The sequence below is a fragment of the Rhodococcus sp. ACPA1 genome (genome assembly GCF_002300195.1).
In the GTDB taxonomy this organism is placed as follows: Bacteria; Actinomycetota; Actinomycetes; order Mycobacteriales; family Mycobacteriaceae; genus Rhodococcus_F; species Rhodococcus_F opacus.
Genome location: NZ_NSDX01000011.1, coordinates 57,890 through 74,415, shown reverse-complemented (window position 1 = coordinate 74,415; position 16,526 = coordinate 57,890). Strand labels below are relative to the sequence as shown.

Below are 16,526 nucleotides of genomic sequence, written 5' to 3'. Positions count from 1 at the left end.
TCGGTCCTGGTAAGCTGAGCGCGCCGGGTGTATGTCCGGTTACAACCTTCACGGGCCGATGCTGTCCCGGTAGACCCCCGAAAAGCAGTTAGCGCCCGTCGTGGCGACCCCGCTAGCGGAGGCCGCCGACAGCACGTGCGGAGCGCACACACTGGTGGTCTTCCTGGCCGATGTGGAGGTATATCGGTGCTGTTCTCTCAGTTGCCCGGTCCCCAGGGCTTGTACGACCCGGACCAGGAAGCCGATTCCTGCGGCGTCGCCATGGTCACGGACGTGCACGGCCGCCGCTCACACTCCATCGTCTCCGACGGACTCCTCGCCCTCGAGAATCTCGAGCACCGCGGTGCGGCAGGATCGGAACCGAACAGCGGAGACGGCGCCGGCATCCTCCTCCAGCTGCCCACCGAATTCTTCGGGGACGTCGTCGACTTCGATCTCCCGGCGCCGCTCGAGGACGGCGGCAGCACCTACGCGGCGGGAATCTGCTTCCTCCCGCAAGACCCGCAGGCGCGGGCGGCCGCGCAACGACGCGTGTCCGGCCTCGCGGCCGAGGAGGGGCTCGAAATCCTCGGCTGGCGCCCGGTGCCCGTCGATCCGGACGGCGCGGACGTCGGCTCCACGGCCCGGGCCTGCGCGCCGCACATGAGCCAGTTGTTCGTCACCGCACCCGCCGTCGGTGGGATCCGGCCCGGCGGGCTGGCGCTCGACCGCCTGGTCTACGCGCTGCGCAAGCGGGCCGAGCAGGTCACTCCCGAGGTCGAGTCCGAGGGCAGCGGCGTGTACTTCCCGTCCCTGTCGAGCCGGACCGTCGTCTACAAGGGAATGCTGACCACGTCCCAGCTGTCCCGGTACTTCCCGGACCTGCGCGACCCGCGGATGGCGAGTGCGATCGCGATCGTGCACAGCCGGTTCTCGACCAACACGTTCCCGTCCTGGCCGCTCGCGCATCCGTTCCGGTTCGTCGCGCACAACGGTGAGATCAACACGGTCCGCGGCAACCGGAACCGCATGCGCGCCCGCGAGGCGTTGCTGTCGAGTTCGGTGATCCCGGGCGACCTGCGCAGGCTGTATCCGATCTGCACCCCGGACGCGTCGGATTCGGCGTCGTTCGACGAGGTCCTCGAATTGCTGCACCTCGCGGGCCGCAGCGTGGCGCACGCGGTGATGATGATGGTGCCGGAGGCGTGGGAGAACGACACGTCGATGTGCCCCGACCGCCGGGCGTTCTATCAGTTCCACGCGTCGCTGATGGAGGCGTGGGACGGACCGGCGTGTGTGACGTTCACCGACGGGACCGTGGTCGGCGCCGTGCTGGACCGCAACGGCCTGCGTCCGGGACGCTGGTGGCAGACCGTCGACGGGCGGGTGGTCCTCGCGAGCGAGAGCGGTGTCCTCGACGTCCCGCAGGCGGAGGTCGTGGCGAAGGGCCGCCTCGAACCGGGGCAGATGTTCCTGGTCGACACGTCCGAGGGCCGGATCGTGCCCGACGAGGAGATCAAGATGCGGCTCGCGGCGGAGCGGCCGTACGCCGAGTGGCTGTACGCCGGTCTGCTCGAACTGAAGACGCTGCCGGATCGCCCGCATGCGCAGCACAACCACGAGTCGGTGGTGCGACGGCAGGTGGCGTTCGGGTACACGGAGGAGGATCTGCGGATCCTGCTCGCGCCGATGGCCGCGTCCGGCGGCGAGCCCCTCGGCTCGATGGGGACGGACACCCCGATCGCCGTCATGTCGCAGCGTTCGCGGCTGCTCTACGACTACTTCGTCGAACTGTTCGCGCAGGTCACGAACCCGCCGCTCGACGCGATCCGTGAAGAGATCGTGACGTCGCTGTCGCGGGTCATGGGACCGGAGCAGAACCTGCTCGAGCCGACCGCGGCGTCGTGCAGGCAGATCGTGCTGCCGTGGCCGGTGCTCGACAACGAAGAGCTGAACAAGATCATCAACGTCAACGCGGACGGCAACCATCCGGGGCTGGCCGCGGCGGTGCTGCGCGCGCTGTACGACGTGGAACGCGGCGGTGCGGGGATGGCCGAGGCGATCGAGGAATTGCGGGCTCAGGCGAGCGCCGCGATCGCGGACGGCTACCGGACGCTGGTGATCTCGGACCGCGACTCCGACCACACCCGCGCGCCGATCCCGTCGCTGCTCGCGGTCGCCGCGGTGCACCATCACCTGGTGCGGACCAAGGAACGCACCAAGGTGGCGCTGGTCGTCGAATCCGGTGACGCCCGCGAGGTCCACCACCTGGCGCTGCTCATCGGGTACGGGGCCGCGGCGGTCAACCCGTACCTCGCGATGGAGTCGATCGAGGACCTCGTGTCCGAGGGCGAACTCACCGGCGTCGAGCACACGATCGCCGTGCGGAACTATCTCACCGCTCTCGGCAAGGGTGTGCTCAAGGTGATGTCGAAGATGGGCATCTCCACAGTCGGCTCGTATACCGCGGCGCAGGTGTTCGAGGCGATCGGCCTGGACCGCGATCTCGTCCACGAGTACTTCAAGGGCACCGTCAGCAAGCTGGGCGGCGCCGGTCTCGACGAGATCGCCCGCGAGGTCACCCTCCGTCACCGGCAGGCGTACCCGGACAACCCGGCCGAGTTCGCCCACCGGCGGCTCGAGGACGGCGGCGAGTACCAGTTCCGCCGCGACGGCGAACTGCACCTGTTCACCCCGGAGACGGTGTTCCTGCTGCAGCACGCAACCCGCACCGGTCAGCACGAGGTGTTCGCGAAGTACAGCGAGGAGGTGAACCGCCTCGCCGAGGCCGGTGGCGCACTGCGCGGCCTGTTCACGTTCCGGGAGGGTGTGCGCCCGCCGGTGCCGCTGGACGAGGTGGAACCGGTCGAGCGGATCGTCACCCGGTTCAACACCGGCGCGATGAGTTACGGCTCGATCTCCGCCGAGGCCCACGAGACGATGGCCGTCGCGATGAACAATCTCGGCGGGCGCTCCAATACGGGCGAGGGCGGCGAGAACGTCGACCGCCTCTACGATCCGTCCCGCCGCAGCGCCGTCAAGCAGGTGGCGAGCGGGCGGTTCGGTGTCACCAGCGACTACCTGATCAACGCCAGCGACATCCAGATCAAGATGGCGCAGGGCGCGAAGCCCGGTGAGGGCGGCCAGCTGCCGGCGTACAAGGTGTACCCGTGGGTCGCGGAGACCCGGCACTCGACGCCGGGGGTCGGGCTGATCTCGCCGCCGCCGCACCACGACATCTACTCGATCGAAGATCTCGCCCAGCTGATCCACGACCTGAAGAACGCCAACGACCGGGCCCGGGTCCACGTGAAGCTGGTCAGCTCGGTGGGTGTGGGAACGGTCGCCGCCGGCGTCAGCAAGGCGCACGCCGACGTGGTCCTGATCTCCGGGAACGACGGCGGAACCGGCGCCACCCCGCTGACGTCGATGAAGCATGCCGGGGCGCCGTGGGAGATCGGGCTGGCCGACGCCCAGCAGACACTCGTGCTCAACGGTCTCCGCGACCGCATCACCGTCCAGTGCGACGGCGGGATGCGCACCGCGCGGGACGTCGTGGTCGCGGCGCTCCTGGGTGCGGAGGAGTTCGGGTTCTCGACGGCCCCGCTGATCGTGGCGGGCTGCATCATGATGCGGGTCTGCCACCTCGACACCTGCCCGGTCGGTGTCGCCACCCAGAACCCGGAGCTGCGCAAGCGGTATACCGGCAAACCGGAGTTCGTGGAGGAGTTCTTCCGCTTCGTCGCCGAGGACGTGCGCCAGTACCTGGCGGACCTGGGATTCCGCAGCATCGACGAGGCCGTCGGTCACGCGGATGTCCTCGAGACCGCGCAGGGGATCGCGCACTGGAAGAATCGCGGACTCGACCTCACCCCGATCTTCGCCGTGCCCACCGGACCGGACGGGGCGCCGCTGCCGCAGCGGCGCCGGGACCGCGATCAGGATCACGGACTGGACCGGGCGCTGGACCGGACGCTCATCCAACTGGCCGAGGGTGCCCTCGAGGACGCGCACGCCGTGGAGATCGAGATGCCGGTGCGCAACGTCAACCGGACCGTCGGCACGCTGCTCGGTGCGGAGGTCACCCGCCGGTACGGCGCCGCCGGGCTGCCGGACGACACGATCCGGCTCACGTTCACGGGTTCGGCGGGGCAATCGCTCGGCGCGTTCCTGCCGCCGGGCATCACCATCGACCTGACCGGTGACGCCAACGACTACGTCGGCAAGGGGTTGTCGGGCGGGCGGATCGTGGTCCGTCCCGCCGACGACGTCCTGTTCGTCCCGGAAACCCAGGTGATCGCGGGCAACACCCTCCTCTACGGCGCCACCTCGGGCGAGCTCTATCTCCGGGGCCGCGTCGGCGAACGCTTCTCGGTGCGCAACTCGGGTGCGTCGGCCGTCGTGGAGGGCGTCGGCGACCACGCTTGCGAGTACATGACGGGCGGACGGGTCGTGATCCTCGGGCCGACCGGCCGGAACATGGCGGCCGGCATGTCCGGCGGCATCGCGTACGTCCTCGACCTGGACCACGAGGACGTGAACCCGGCGATGGTGAAGCTCCTGCAACCCGACCCGGACGACCTCGACTGGTTGTGCGGCGCGGTCACCCGCCACCACCGCTGGACCGGTTCCGCGGTGGCGGCGTCGGTGCTCGCCGACTGGCCCCGGCGGTCCGCGTTGTTCACCAAGGTGATGCCGGTGGACTACCAGCGGGTCCTGGACGCGACCCGGATTGCCAAGGCCGAGGGACTCGACGTCGACACTGCGATCATGGAGGCGGCACGTGGCTGATCCACAGGGCTTTCTGCACATCGTCAAGAAGGAGGCGCGCAAGCGTCCGGTCGCGGAGCGGGTGCACGACTGGCACGAGGTGTACGCGCCGCAGAGTCCGGCGGAGCGGGCGGCCGAGGTGTCCGAGCAGGCCGCGCGGTGCATGGACTGCGGAATCCCGTTCTGCCACTCGGGAAGTGCGGGCTGCCCGCTGGGCAACCTGATCCCGGAGTGGAACGACCTGGTGCGGCGCGGCCGCTGGTCGGCGGCCAGTGAGCGCCTGCATGCCACCAACAACTTCCCGGAGTTCACGGGGCGGGTGTGTCCGGCGCCGTGCGAGTCGGCGTGTGTGCTCGCGCTCGCCGACACGCACACGACCGGCAGCGTCACCATCAAGCGGATCGAGCAGGCCATCGCCGACGTCGCGTGGGAGTCCGGCACGGTGGTGCCCAAGCCGCCGATGATCGCCACGGGCCGCAAGGTGGCGGTGGTCGGTTCCGGTCCGGCCGGTCTCGCGGCGGCTCAGCAGCTGACCCGGGCGGGGCACGACGTCACCGTCTACGAGCGCGACGACCGGCTCGGGGGACTGCTGCGGTACGGCATCCCGGAATTCAAGATGGAGAAGGCGATCCTCGATCAGCGCCTGATGCAGATGCGCGCCGAGGGAACGCACTTCGTCACCGATTGCGAGGTCGGCGTCGACCTCACCGTGGAGCAGATGCGCGAGAACTTCGACGCCGTCGTGCTCGCGATCGGCGCGCTCCGGGGCCGTGACAACACGACCGTCGAAGGCCGGGAGCTGAACGGGATCCACCTCGCGATGGAACACCTCGTCACCTCGAACAAGGAATGCGAGGGTGACGGTCCCGCGACGATCACCGCCAAGGGCAAGCACGTCGTCATCATCGGCGGCGGCGACACCGGGGCCGACTGCCTCGGAACGGCGCACCGCCAGGGCGCGCTGTCGGTGACCCTGCTGGATTACAACCCGGAGTTGCCGACGGAACGGGACGAGGCCGCGACGCCGTGGCCGGCGTGGCCGATGGTGCTGCGCACGTCGCCCGCGCACGCCGAGGGCGGTGTCCGCCGGTATCAGGTCGCGGTGCAACGCTTCCTCGGTGACGAGAACGGGAACGTCCGATCCATGGTGCTCGCCGAGGTCCGGGTCACCCGCGAGGACGGCAAACGCATCATCACGCCGGTCGGCGAGGAGATCGAATTGCCGTGCGAATTGGCGCTTTTCGCGATCGGATTCGAGGGTGTCGATCTCGGACCGCTGCTCGACGACTACGGGCTGTCGCCCACCCGGCGCGGATCGCTCTCCTGCGGACCGGATTGGCAGACCACCGCACCCGGGGTCTTCGTCTGCGGGGACGCGCATCGCGGGGCGTCGCTCGTGGTGTGGGCGATCGCGGAGGGCAGGTCCGCGGCGCACGCGGTCGACGTGTATCTGACCGGGGCGTCGGACCTCCCGTCGCCGGTGCACCCGACGGCGCTCCCGCTGGCAGTCGTCTAAATGGAGAAGGGCGCGCGGGACGACTAGGCTCGAGGCCGTGAACCGACGCACGAAGATCGTATGCACACTTGGACCTGCTACCGCCACCGGTGACCGTATTCGCGAGCTCGTCGAAAGCGGTATGGACGTGGCGCGGCTGAATTTCAGCCACGGCGAACACGCCGACCACGAGGAGAACTACAAACGCGTCCGGGCCGCCTCGGACGCGACGGGGAAGGCGGTCGGTGTCCTCGCCGACCTCCAGGGCCCGAAGATCCGGCTCGGCCGGTTCGCCGAGGGGCGCACCACGTGGGCCAACGGTGAGGAAGTGCGGATCACCGTCGACGAGGTCGACGGCACCCACGATCGGGTGTCGACCACGTACAAGCAGCTCGCCGAGGACGCCAAGCCCGGCGACCGTCTGCTCGTCGACGACGGCAAGGTCGGTCTCGTCGTCTCCGGTGTGGAGGGCAACGACGTGATCTGCCGGGTCACCGAGGGTGGCCCGGTCAGCAACAACAAGGGTGTGTCCCTGCCGGGGATGAACGTGTCGGTCCCGGCGCTGTCGGAGAAGGACATCGCCGACCTCGAGTTCGCGCTCGGCCTCGGCGTCGACTTCATCGCGCTGTCGTTCGTGCGGTCGCCGGCCGATGTGGAATTGGTTCACGCCGTGATGGATCGGGTCGGTCGCCGGATCCCGGTGATCGCGAAGCTCGAGAAGCCGGAGGCGATCGACAACCTCGAGGCGATCGTGCTGGCATTCGACGCGGTGATGGTCGCCCGCGGTGACCTGGGTGTGGAGTTGCCGCTCGAGCAGGTGCCGCTGGTGCAGAAGCGGGCGATCCAGATCGCCCGGGAGAACGCGAAGCCGGTCATCGTGGCCACCCAGATGCTGGAGTCGATGATCGAGAACTCGCGGCCCACCCGCGCCGAGGCGTCCGACGTGGCGAACGCGGTGCTCGACGGTGCGGACGCGGTGATGCTGTCCGGTGAGACGTCGGTCGGTAAGTACGTGATGGAGACGGTGCGCACGATGGCGCGGATCGTCGAGGCGGTGGAGAACGAGTCCACCCAGGTGCCGCCGCTGACGCATGTGCCGCGCACCAAGCGGGGTGTCATCTCGTACGCCGCCCGCGACATCGGGGAGCGGCTGGACGCGAAGGCGCTGGTCGCGTTCACCCAGTCCGGGGACACGGTGCGCCGCCTGGCGCGGCTGCACACCCCGCTGCCGCTGCTGGCGTTCACCCCGCTGCCGGAGGTGCGCAGCCAGTTGTCGCTGACGTGGGGCACCGAGACGTTCATCGTCGACCCGGTCGAGAGCACCGACGCGATGGTGCGGCAGGTCGACCACGCGCTGCTCGGGTTGGGCCGGTACCAGAAGGGTGAACTGGTGGTCATCGTGGCCGGGTCGCCGCCCGGCACCGTAGGCTCGACCAACCTGATCCACGTCCACAGAATCGGCGAAGAGGACCACTAGGTGAGCGAAGTCGCGGCGAAGACCGATCTCCAGACCCTGCTCGAACTTCTCGATCTCGAGAGGACCGGCGAGGACACGTACCGAGGTCGGCATCCCGCGCAGGTGGGGAGCCGGACGTTCGGCGGCCAGTTGATTTCCCAGGCACTGGTCGCCGCCGGCCGCACCGTGAGCGGCGAGCGCGCCGTGCACGCGATCAACGCCCACTTCATCCGCGGCGGCGACGTCAAGGAACCCATCGAATACCGCGTCGAGCGGCACCGCGACGGCCGGGCATTCGCGAACCGGCAGGTCACGGCGCTGCAGAACGGTGAGGAACTGTTCGTCATGCTGGCGGCGTTCCAGGACTGGGGCAAGGGTCTGGAGCACGCGGTCGAGGTGCCCGACGTCCCGTTCCCGGACACGTTGCCGCCGCTGGGCGACCACTTCCTGGGTTACGAGGATCGGCTGAAGATGTTCGTCGACGCCCTCAAGCCGATCGACATGCGTTACGCGAACGACCCGTCCTGGATCATGAAGGGCACCGGGGAGAAGCTCACCCACAACCGGGTCTGGATGAAATCTGACGGCGACCTTCCGGACGACCCGCTGATTCACGTGGCCGTCATGGGCTACTCGTCGGACACCACGGTCCTGGATTCGATCATCACCACCCACGGATTGTCGTGGGGGCTGGACCGGATCGTCGCGGCCACCGTCAACCATTCCATCTGGTTCCACCGGCCGTTCCGGTTCGACGACTGGACACTCTACGCCACCGAGTCGCCGGTCGCCGCCGGGTCCCGCGGCCTCGCGACGGGGCGGTTCTTCTCCCTCGAGGGCGAGTTGCTGGCCACCGTCGTCCAGGAGGGTCTCATCCGCCACTTCCCGCCGCGGAAGTAGCGGCCCCGCCATTCCATTGATACCGAACGGTTTTGAACGGTAGTTCAACTGGTGGCTGCGGCGTATGGTCGGTCTGGAATCTCCGAAAACGGAACGGACGTGCACAATGAGCGCAGACGCACCCGAGCAGAAGAACTCCGGCCGGCAGGCCGAGAGCGAAGTTCCCCTCCCCGACGACGAGGCCCTCGCCGAAGCCAAGAAGAAGGTGGAGGAGATCGACGCCCGTTACGAGCCGGGTGCCCGCGAGACGGTCGTCCTGCCCGGCTCCGACGGCACGGTGTCGGGTACCGCCTTCGACGACTACGTCGACGACGACGGCAATCTGAAAAAGCCTGAGCCCGAGAAGGACTCGTAGACTCCCGGTCGACGGGGTCCGTTCGCCCTGCCCGATGTCCCACCCGAGCGGCGAAACCGCCCAAATGGGACATCGGGCGATGTGTGGGTGCGGATCGACGCGTGTCCTGTGCGTATCTCTCGCCGATGACCGACGTCCGGGGTTAGACTTCGCCATCTTTTCTGGTGAGTTTCACCTCGTGATCGGGGATATGGGTCGTGGACTGGAACAACGTCGTCTGGGACAGCGCAATGTGGCTGCTCAAGGCCTACGTCATGACTGTCGTCGCGTTCGTCGTCGTAGTGATACTGCTCGCTCGGTTCACCAAATGGGGTAGGCAGTTCTGGCGCTTCGCCGCGCCGTACTTCAATCCGCGGCGCAGCCTCAAGCCGTTGACCATCCTGGCAGTGCTGCTGCTGTCGACGGTCTTCGCGGTGCGGATGACGGTGCTGTTCTCCTACTGGTACAACGACTTCTACGATTCGATCCAGAACCTGGACGAATCGGCGTTCTGGCACTTCCTCCGCGTGTTCGCCCTTCTGGCGACGGTCCACGTGGTGCGGGCCCTGATCGAGTACCTGATCGGGCAGACCCTCGACATCGACTGGCGGACGTGGCTCAACCACCATCTCGTCGACGACTGGCTCGACAGCCGCGCCTACTACCGCGACCGGTTCCTGGACGACGCGATCGACAACCCGGACCAGCGCGTCCAGGCCGACATCACCAACTTCGTGACCACGTCCCGCTCGCTGTCGATGGGCGCGGTGACCGCCGTGCTGTCGATCGTGTCGTTCACGGGAATCCTGTGGGATCTGTCCGGCCCGATGACGGTGTTCGGCGTCGAGATCTCGCGGGCGATGATCTTCCTCGTCTACATCTACGTGCTGGTGACCACGGTGGTGGCGTTCTGGATCGGCAAGCCGCTCATCAAGCTGAACTTCCTCAACGAGAAACTGGGCGCCAACTTCCGCTACGCGCTCATCCGGGTGCGGGAGTACGGCGAGAGCATCGCGTTCTACCGCGGCGAGAACGTCGAGCGCCGCACGCTCGCCGGACGGTTCGCGGACGTCATCCGGAACATGTGGCAGATCGTGTTCCGGACGTTGAAGTTCAGCGGATGGAACCTCACCGTCAACCAGACGGCCGTCATCTTCCCGTTCCTCGTGCAGGGTCCGCGACTGTTCACCGGTCAGGTGTCGCTCGGTGACGTGATGCAGACGTCGCAGGCGTTCGGCCAGGTCCACGACTCACTGTCCTTCTTCCGTGAGTCGTACGCCGACTTCGCGAGTTTCCGCGCCACCCTCATCCGACTCAACGGTCTGGCCAACGACAACCAGCATGCTGCCGAACTTCCGATCCTGAAGACCGGCAAGTCGGGCGACGACCTCCAGGTCGAGAAGCTGGACGTCCGCATCCCGACGGGGCAGACCCTCATCGAGGGCCTCGAGCTCACCGTGACCCCCGGGCAGTCGTTGCTGGTCAAGGGCCCCTCGGGCTCGGGCAAGACCACCCTGCTCCGCACGCTCGCCGATCTGTGGCCGTACGCCGACGGCACGGTGTCACGACCCGCGGGAGAGGCGATCTTCCTGTCCCAGCGGCCGTACCTTCCGCTCGGTTCGCTGCGGACCGCGCTGGCGTACCCGAAGGAGCCGACGGCGGCCGACGACGTCGTACGCGCTGCGCTGTCGAAGGTGTCGCTCGGCAATCTGGGGGATCGGCTCGACGAGACCGCCGACTGGACGCGGATCCTGTCGCCGGGTGAGCAGCAGCGTCTCGCGTTCGCGCGGGTGCTGATCGCCCGACCCGCGGTGATCTTCCTCGACGAGGCCACGTCGGCCATCGACGAAGGCCTCGAATACACGCTCTACACCCTGCTCAGGACCGAACTCCCGGACAGCATCGTGGTGAGCGTGGGCCACCGCAGCACCCTCAATCAATTCCATTCCCGCGGTGTGGAACTGGAAGGGGAGGGACGGTGGACGGAGTCGGAACTCGTGGGGTGACGAGCTACCCGGCGGCCTGCCGAGTCGTGAATTGCAGGACGCGGTAGGGGTCGCCGGTCGTCGTGTTCCATTGCGACACAAGCAGATGCAGCTCGTCCCACGTGGACGCCGGGTGGATGAATCCGCCGTAGATCTGCGCCCACGTGCCGTCCGCCGCTCCCCAGTCGCCCCCGGCGACCTGCACGGTCGGTTCCGACCACAGTCCGTCGATCCGGTCCGCGGTGCGGGTGACGATCGCGTACGCGGTGGGATCGAAGTACGCGAGGACCCAGGTGCCGTCGATCCGTCGCAGGCACATCTCCCCGACGGGGCCCGGCAGGATCGGGGTCGCGGGCTGTCCCCACGCCCACCCCGTGGCGCGGTCCCAGCCCCAGTCCTCGTAGGCTCCGGGCTCGAGGATGCGCGATTCGGGGACCCGCCGGAGGATCATCCCACCCGGATTGGTGCGGTCGAACGCGCTCGAGACGACGTAGACGTAGCCGTCGTGCCGTTCCATGGTCCAGAGCTGGTCGAGCGACCCACCGCTGTTGTCCCAGCGGGCGGGTGAGCGGTGCCAGTTCTCGCCCCCGTTGTCGGACCAGGCGAGATACGTGAAGTTCGTCGGCCACGCACGCGACCTCCACGAGTGCACACTGACGACGGACAGATAGGTCCGGTCACCGATCGTGACGGCGTCAGCGGGAACGACGGTGAACTCGCTGCCCGCCGATTCCCGGTCGGGGAGTTCGCGGACGTCGTGCGCGTTGGGCAGGATCTCCGTCGCATACCGGCCGCCGGCCGCGGATTCGAACTCGATGCCGCCCCGGAGATCGGTTGTGGTGGAGCGCAACATCACGGGGCTGCGCCACCGCTCACCCTTTCGGCCGCGTGAGCTGAACGTGTCGCCGAAGAAGAACGCGACCCTGCCGTCGGCCAGGCGCGCGGAACAGCCGAGGTCGGTGCCGTGCACACCCCACCGCCGCGTCGCCTCTCCGGTGACCTCCTTCACGAAGGACGCTGCCGGTGTGGTCGTGCTGCCCGGGATTCGCACTCCTCCCAGTCGGTGAGCGATCAGGACGTCTTGCGGTCAGGACGTCTTGCGGTACGACGCGGCGAGTTCGTCGGCCCGATCCCACGGGGACCAGTCGACCTCGCGGCCGTCCAGCTGCGCTTCGACCACCTCGAGCCCCGCGTGCCAGCCGGCGGCGTGCGCGTAGGCGGATTCCTCTTCTTCCACGGTGTGGGTGAGCGTCAGCCAGCAGCCTCCGCTGCCGTCGGGGACGAGTTCCCAGTGCAGGGTCTCGGCGTCCCACAGGTATTCGAGGATGTGCGCGGGATGCACCGAGATGACCGTCCCGGTAGTGGTCTGATCTGCGGGCAACCCGAATCGGCGCACCTGCTCCGGCGTCACCCGGAAGACGAGTTCGGCACCCGGAGTGAGGTCGAACTCGACGTCGGCGGGGAACCAGGCCTTCAGGTACTGCGGGTCGGTGAGAACACGCCACACCTTCTCCGGCGAGTGCGAGAGCGCTTGCTGGAATCGAAGGGCTACCCGCCCGTCGTAGGTGAAAGTGACGGTGCCGAGCTCCATGGGTGACCTCCGTGCTCGAGGGCGTACCTGTCCCACCATGGTACTGGCAGGACGGCTCAGATCCCCAGGATCGGCCACAAAAAACCGCCGCTACCTGCGGGTCGTCAGTCGTCTACGGCGGAGAGCCCCAGACGCTGCAGGCGCTGCGGGTCGGCGAGGATGTCGATCCGGGCGATCTTCCCACCTGCGACGGTGAAGGCCATGACCGACATGGCCTTTCCCTCGGGTGCGGTCACGACCCCGGCGGCGCCGTTCACCAGGGCGAGCCGGGCGAAAGGAGCGAAGCGCGAGAAGGTGAGGGCCTGCTCGCTGACGGCGCGGGCTCCGCGCACGAGAGAGGATCCGTCCGCGCCGCCGTCGGCCCGCAGGACGATGTCCGGGTCGAGCAGGGCGAGGAGGTCATCGAACCGGCCGCCCCGCGAGGCGGCCATGAATGCCTCGACCACCTCGCGCTGTCGGGTCAGGTCGGTATCCGCAACGGGCCCCGACCCCTGGACGCGGCGGCGCGCGCGGCTCGCGAGCTGGCGGGACGCTGCGGGGGTGCGTCCGGCGATCGGGGCGATCTCGTCGAAGGACAGGGCGAACATGTCGTGCAACACGAATGCGATCCGCTCGGCGGGCGTCAGCGTGTCGAGCACGACCATCAGTGCGAGTCCGACCGAGTCGCCGAGCACCGCCTCGTGCTCGGGATCGGCTCCGTCCAGCTCACTCACGATCGGGTCCGGCACATGGACGTCGAGGGGCTCCTCGCGGCGAGTCTTCCGTGACCGGAGCATGTCGAGGCACACCCGGGCGACGACCGTCGTCAGCCAGCCCCGCAGATTCTCCACATCCGAGGTCTCGGCACGGCTGAGCCGGAGCCAGCCCTCCTGCACGGCGTCCTCCGCTTCGCTGATCGAGCCGAGCATCCGGTAGGCGACCGCAGACAGATGCGTCCGGCTCTCCTCGAAGCGGTGTGCCAGAACTTCGTCGTCGTTCATCTGTCACATTCTGCCGTCGCGGTTCGTCATGTCAGTGAGAACGAAAATCACCCGGTGTGACATCAGATCACCCGAATACCTTTGGAGGCAGGCAATCATGAAAGCCCGGATGACCAACCCCGCGATGATCGTTCCCGACGCCATGAAGTCTCTGCTGGCTCTGGGAAAGGCTGCGTCGAACGCGGACGTGCCGCCGGTGACCCACGCACTCGTCCATCTGCGGTCGAGCCAGATCAACGGCTGCAGCGTGTGCGTGGACATGCATTCGCGTGAGTTGGAGAAGGAAGGGGAGACCAACGAGCGGATCTTCGCGGTGGCGGCGTGGCGGGAGACTCCGTACTTCAGCGACGCCGAACGCGCGGCCCTGGCGCTGGCCGAGTCGATGACCCGGTTGAGTGATCGTCCGGATCCGGTGCCCGACGACGTGTGGAACGAGGCCGCCCGGCACTACGACGAGCAGGCGCTCGCGTCGCTGGTCCTGTCGATCGCCACCGTGAACCTGTGGAACCGTCTCAACGCCGCCACCCGGCAGGTCGCGGGCGGCCAGTGGTGACGGGGACACCGTAACGGGGGAGGAGATGCGAATCGCAGGTCGGAGAAGGTATCCGACCTGCGATTCGCGGAGAAATCCTGGCAGTGCCCTCGGTGAGACTCGAACTCACACTGGACGGGTTTTGAATCCGTTTCCTCTGCCAATTGGGATACGAGGGCGTGTTGCGCTGTACCACTGTAGAAGATCGCCGTCGGGAGTCAACCACCGGTACCCTTCTAACGTTCGCTCCCCGCGCCGGGGTCGTCCGAACAGAGGAGAATGGTGGCCATGAACGCTCCCCAGCAGCAAGGTGTGCCGTCGCAGCCGCGGCGGGTCGTGGTGGCCGAGGACGAGGCGCTGATCAGGCTCGATCTGGTCGAGATGCTGCGGGAAGAGGGCTACGACGTGGTCGGTGAGGCGGGGGACGGGCAGGCCGCCGTCGACCTGGCGGTGGAGCTCAAACCCGACCTCGTGATCATGGACGTGAAGATGCCCCGTCGCGACGGCATCGATGCGGCCTCGGAGATCGCGGCGAAACGTATTGCGCCCGTGGTCATTCTCACAGCGTTCAGTCAGCGCGAGCTGGTGGAGCGGGCCCGCGACGCCGGGGCGATGGCCTATCTCGTCAAGCCGTTCTCCACCGCCGACCTGGTGCCCGCGGTCGAGTTGGCGGCCAGCCGGTTCAAGGAAGTGACCGCGCTCGAGCGGGAGATCTCCGATCTGTCCGAGCGTCTGGAGACCCGCAAGATCGTCGAGCGGGCCAAGGGCGTGTTGATGGAGAAGCAGTCCCTGACCGAGCCCGAAGCGTTCAAGTGGATCCAGCGGGCCGCGATGGACCGCCGGTCGACCATGAAGGCGGTCGCGCAGGTGGTGCTCGAGACCCTCGGTGGGGAAGCCCCCACCAGCTGACCCGCGAGATCGGCTACAGCCGATGCGCTTTCGAAGCGTCAGGTGCGGGCGGGGAAGTCCGCGGATCGGCTGACGTCGGCCCACCGGCGGGCTTCGGCGGCGCGTTCGCGGGACGACTTCTCGGTCATCTCGACGGCGCCGGCCCCGAGCAGCAGGCGCAGCGGGGCGTCCTCGGCGGCAACCACATCCACGATGATCCGAGCGGCCCGGGCCGGGTCTCCGGGCTGGGTGCCGTCGGTGGCCTCCCGGTGGCGGTTCATCGCGCCGACCGTGGCCTTGTAGCCGGGGCCGACCGAGCTGCGTTTCATCGACGAACCCTGCCAGTCGGTGCGAAACGCGCCCGGTTCCACGATGAGCACCGTCACGCCGAACGGTTTCACCTCGGCCGCCAGGACTTCGGAGAATCCCTCGACGGCGAACTTCGCTGCCTGATAGGCGCTCAGCCCCGGCGTGCCACCGACGCGGCCTCCGACTGAGGAGAACTGCACGACGCAGCCGCTGCGCTGTTCGCGCAGGATCGGCAGTGCGGCCCGGGTGACGTTGACGACGCCGAAGAAGTTGGCCTCGATCTGCTGCCGGAAGTCCTGCTCGTCCATTTCCTCGATCGGGACGCTGTTGGCGTAGCCGGCGTTGTTCACCACCACGTCGAGGCTCCCGAACTCGGCGACGGCGGTGGCGACCGCCGCACGGGCGGCCTCGGCGTCGGTGACGTCCAGGGCGACCGCCCGAACCCGGTCGCCGTACGTGTCGACCAGGCGGGTCAGCTGTTCGGGCTGCCGGGCGGTGGCGACCAGGTTGTCGCCGCTGCCCAGGATTGCCGTCGCGAGTTCTCTGCCGAAGCCGCGTGAGCTTCCGGTGACGAGCCAGGTCTTCACCATGGTGTACTCCATCCCGCGCTTGCAACTGACTGGTTGGATGCTTACGAAATCCATGGAACACCCGCCGCGAGAAGCTGTCAACCAACTATTTGGTTGATAGCGTGGACGCATGGTGCGCGATGCAGAGGCAACGAAGAAGCGACTACTCGACGCGGCGGCGGCCGAGTTCGCCGAGTTCGGCATCGCCGGGGCGCGGGTCGACCGCATCGCCCTGGCCGCCAAGGCGAACAAGTCGATGATCTACGCGTACTTCGGCGACAAGGGGCAGCTGTTCGACGCTGTCTTCTCCGCCCACGTGGTGGCGTTCACCGAGCAGGTGCGGTTCGACGCCGCCGACCTCCCGGGTTATGCGGGGCGCTCGTTCGACCTGTACGAGGACAACCCGGCGACGCTCCGGCTCGCCACCTGGTACCAGCTGGAGCGGCCAGGCGGTGAGCCGCTCCAGGTGGTGGTCGCGTCCAACCGGTCGAAGCTCGCCGACATCGAGCGCGCGCAGAGAAGTGGTGTGCTGCCAACCCGATTCGAGCCCGTGGAACTGCTCACCGTCGTCCGGTCCGTCGCGATGTCCTGGCACACGCAGACCCCGGAACTCGGCGCGTCGGCCCCCGCCGACCGGGCCCGCCGGCGCCAGGTGGTCGTCGACTCCGTGCGCCTTCTCGTCGGCGCCTGAGGCTCGCCACGCTACGGCCGCGTAAACACTCGTCGTATTCAGATCAC

13 protein-coding genes and 1 tRNA gene are annotated in these 16,526 nt (G+C 68.0%); 9 read left to right on the top strand and 5 right to left on the bottom strand.

Translation table 11 applies throughout. The features are described 5' to 3' along the window. Positions 1 to 186: 186 nt before the first annotated feature. From gltB to CJ177_RS36660, 6 genes are all read left to right on the top strand, one after another. Positions 187 to 4,770: a glutamate synthase large subunit gene (gene gltB, locus CJ177_RS36685; RefSeq protein WP_095870120.1), complete on the top strand. Its 4,584-nt coding sequence runs from the start codon at positions 187 to 189 to the stop codon at positions 4,768 to 4,770. Beyond that, positions 4,763 to 6,265, top strand: a complete 1,503-nt coding sequence (locus CJ177_RS36680) for a glutamate synthase subunit beta (protein ID WP_095870119.1) — start codon at positions 4,763 to 4,765, stop codon at positions 6,263 to 6,265. The genes gltB and CJ177_RS36680 overlap by 8 nt, the downstream gene beginning before the upstream one ends. 37 nt (positions 6,266 to 6,302) lie before the next feature. Further along, positions 6,303 to 7,721: a pyruvate kinase gene (gene pyk, locus CJ177_RS36675; protein WP_005247478.1), complete on the top strand. Its 1,419-nt coding sequence runs from the start codon at positions 6,303 to 6,305 to the stop codon at positions 7,719 to 7,721. Then, complete coding sequence (locus CJ177_RS36670) at positions 7,722 to 8,600, top strand: acyl-CoA thioesterase II (RefSeq protein WP_005260362.1); 879 nt, start codon at positions 7,722 to 7,724, stop codon at positions 8,598 to 8,600. It begins immediately after the preceding gene. Between the two features lie 106 nt (positions 8,601 to 8,706). Further along, entirely contained in the window at positions 8,707 to 8,955 is a 249-nt protein-coding gene (locus CJ177_RS36665) for a hypothetical protein (RefSeq protein ID WP_095870118.1), read from the top strand. A 197-nt stretch (positions 8,956 to 9,152) separates the two neighbouring features. Then, positions 9,153 to 10,940 carry an ABC transporter ATP-binding protein/permease gene (locus tag CJ177_RS36660; protein WP_005247472.1) on the top strand — a complete coding sequence of 596 codons (1,788 nt, stop codon included), beginning with the start codon at positions 9,153 to 9,155 and terminating at the stop codon, positions 10,938 to 10,940. Between the two features lie 4 nt (positions 10,941 to 10,944). Here CJ177_RS36660 and CJ177_RS36655 read toward each other — a convergent pair whose 3' ends face one another. The 3 genes from CJ177_RS36655 to sigJ all read right to left on the bottom strand — a co-directional run bounded on the left by CJ177_RS36655 (position 10,945) and on the right by sigJ (position 13,490). Further along, positions 10,945 to 11,970, bottom strand: coding sequence for a DUF4185 domain-containing protein (locus CJ177_RS36655; RefSeq protein WP_095870117.1), 1,026 nt, complete (start codon positions 11,968 to 11,970; stop codon positions 10,945 to 10,947). 36 nt (positions 11,971 to 12,006) lie between these two features. Next, on the bottom strand, positions 12,007 to 12,510 hold the full coding sequence (locus CJ177_RS36650) for an SRPBCC family protein (RefSeq protein WP_005260370.1): 504 nt from the start codon (positions 12,508 to 12,510) through the stop codon (positions 12,007 to 12,009). 104 nt (positions 12,511 to 12,614) lie between these two features. After that, positions 12,615 to 13,490, bottom strand: a complete 876-nt coding sequence (gene sigJ / locus CJ177_RS36645) for an RNA polymerase sigma factor SigJ (protein ID WP_095870116.1) — start codon at positions 13,488 to 13,490, stop codon at positions 12,615 to 12,617. Between the two features lie 97 nt (positions 13,491 to 13,587). Here sigJ and CJ177_RS36640 point away from each other — a divergent pair, with 97 nt between their 5' ends. Continuing rightward, positions 13,588 to 14,043 carry a carboxymuconolactone decarboxylase family protein gene (locus tag CJ177_RS36640; protein ID WP_005247464.1) on the top strand — a complete coding sequence of 152 codons (456 nt, stop codon included), beginning with the start codon at positions 13,588 to 13,590 and terminating at the stop codon, positions 14,041 to 14,043. Positions 14,044 to 14,127: 84 nt separating this feature from the next. Here CJ177_RS36640 and CJ177_RS36635 read toward each other — a convergent pair. Next, a tRNA-Leu gene (locus tag CJ177_RS36635) sits at positions 14,128 to 14,201 on the bottom strand. 100 nt (positions 14,202 to 14,301) lie between these two features. On the opposite strand from CJ177_RS36635, the gene CJ177_RS36630 reads away from it, so the two are divergent. Then, on the top strand, positions 14,302 to 14,931 hold the full coding sequence (locus tag CJ177_RS36630; RefSeq protein ID WP_005260374.1) for an ANTAR domain-containing response regulator: 630 nt from the start codon (positions 14,302 to 14,304) through the stop codon (positions 14,929 to 14,931). Between the two features lie 38 nt (positions 14,932 to 14,969). Here CJ177_RS36630 and CJ177_RS36625 read toward each other — a convergent pair whose 3' ends face one another. Next, positions 14,970 to 15,809 (bottom strand): oxidoreductase, encoded by an 840-nt coding sequence (locus CJ177_RS36625; RefSeq protein ID WP_095870226.1) that lies wholly within the window; start codon positions 15,807 to 15,809, stop codon positions 14,970 to 14,972. A gap of 109 nt (positions 15,810 to 15,918) precedes the next feature. Here CJ177_RS36625 and CJ177_RS36620 point away from each other — a divergent pair, with 109 nt between their 5' ends. Then, positions 15,919 to 16,479: a TetR family transcriptional regulator gene (locus CJ177_RS36620; RefSeq protein WP_095870115.1), complete on the top strand. Its 561-nt coding sequence runs from the start codon at positions 15,919 to 15,921 to the stop codon at positions 16,477 to 16,479. The last annotated feature ends 47 nt before the right edge of the window (positions 16,480 to 16,526 follow it).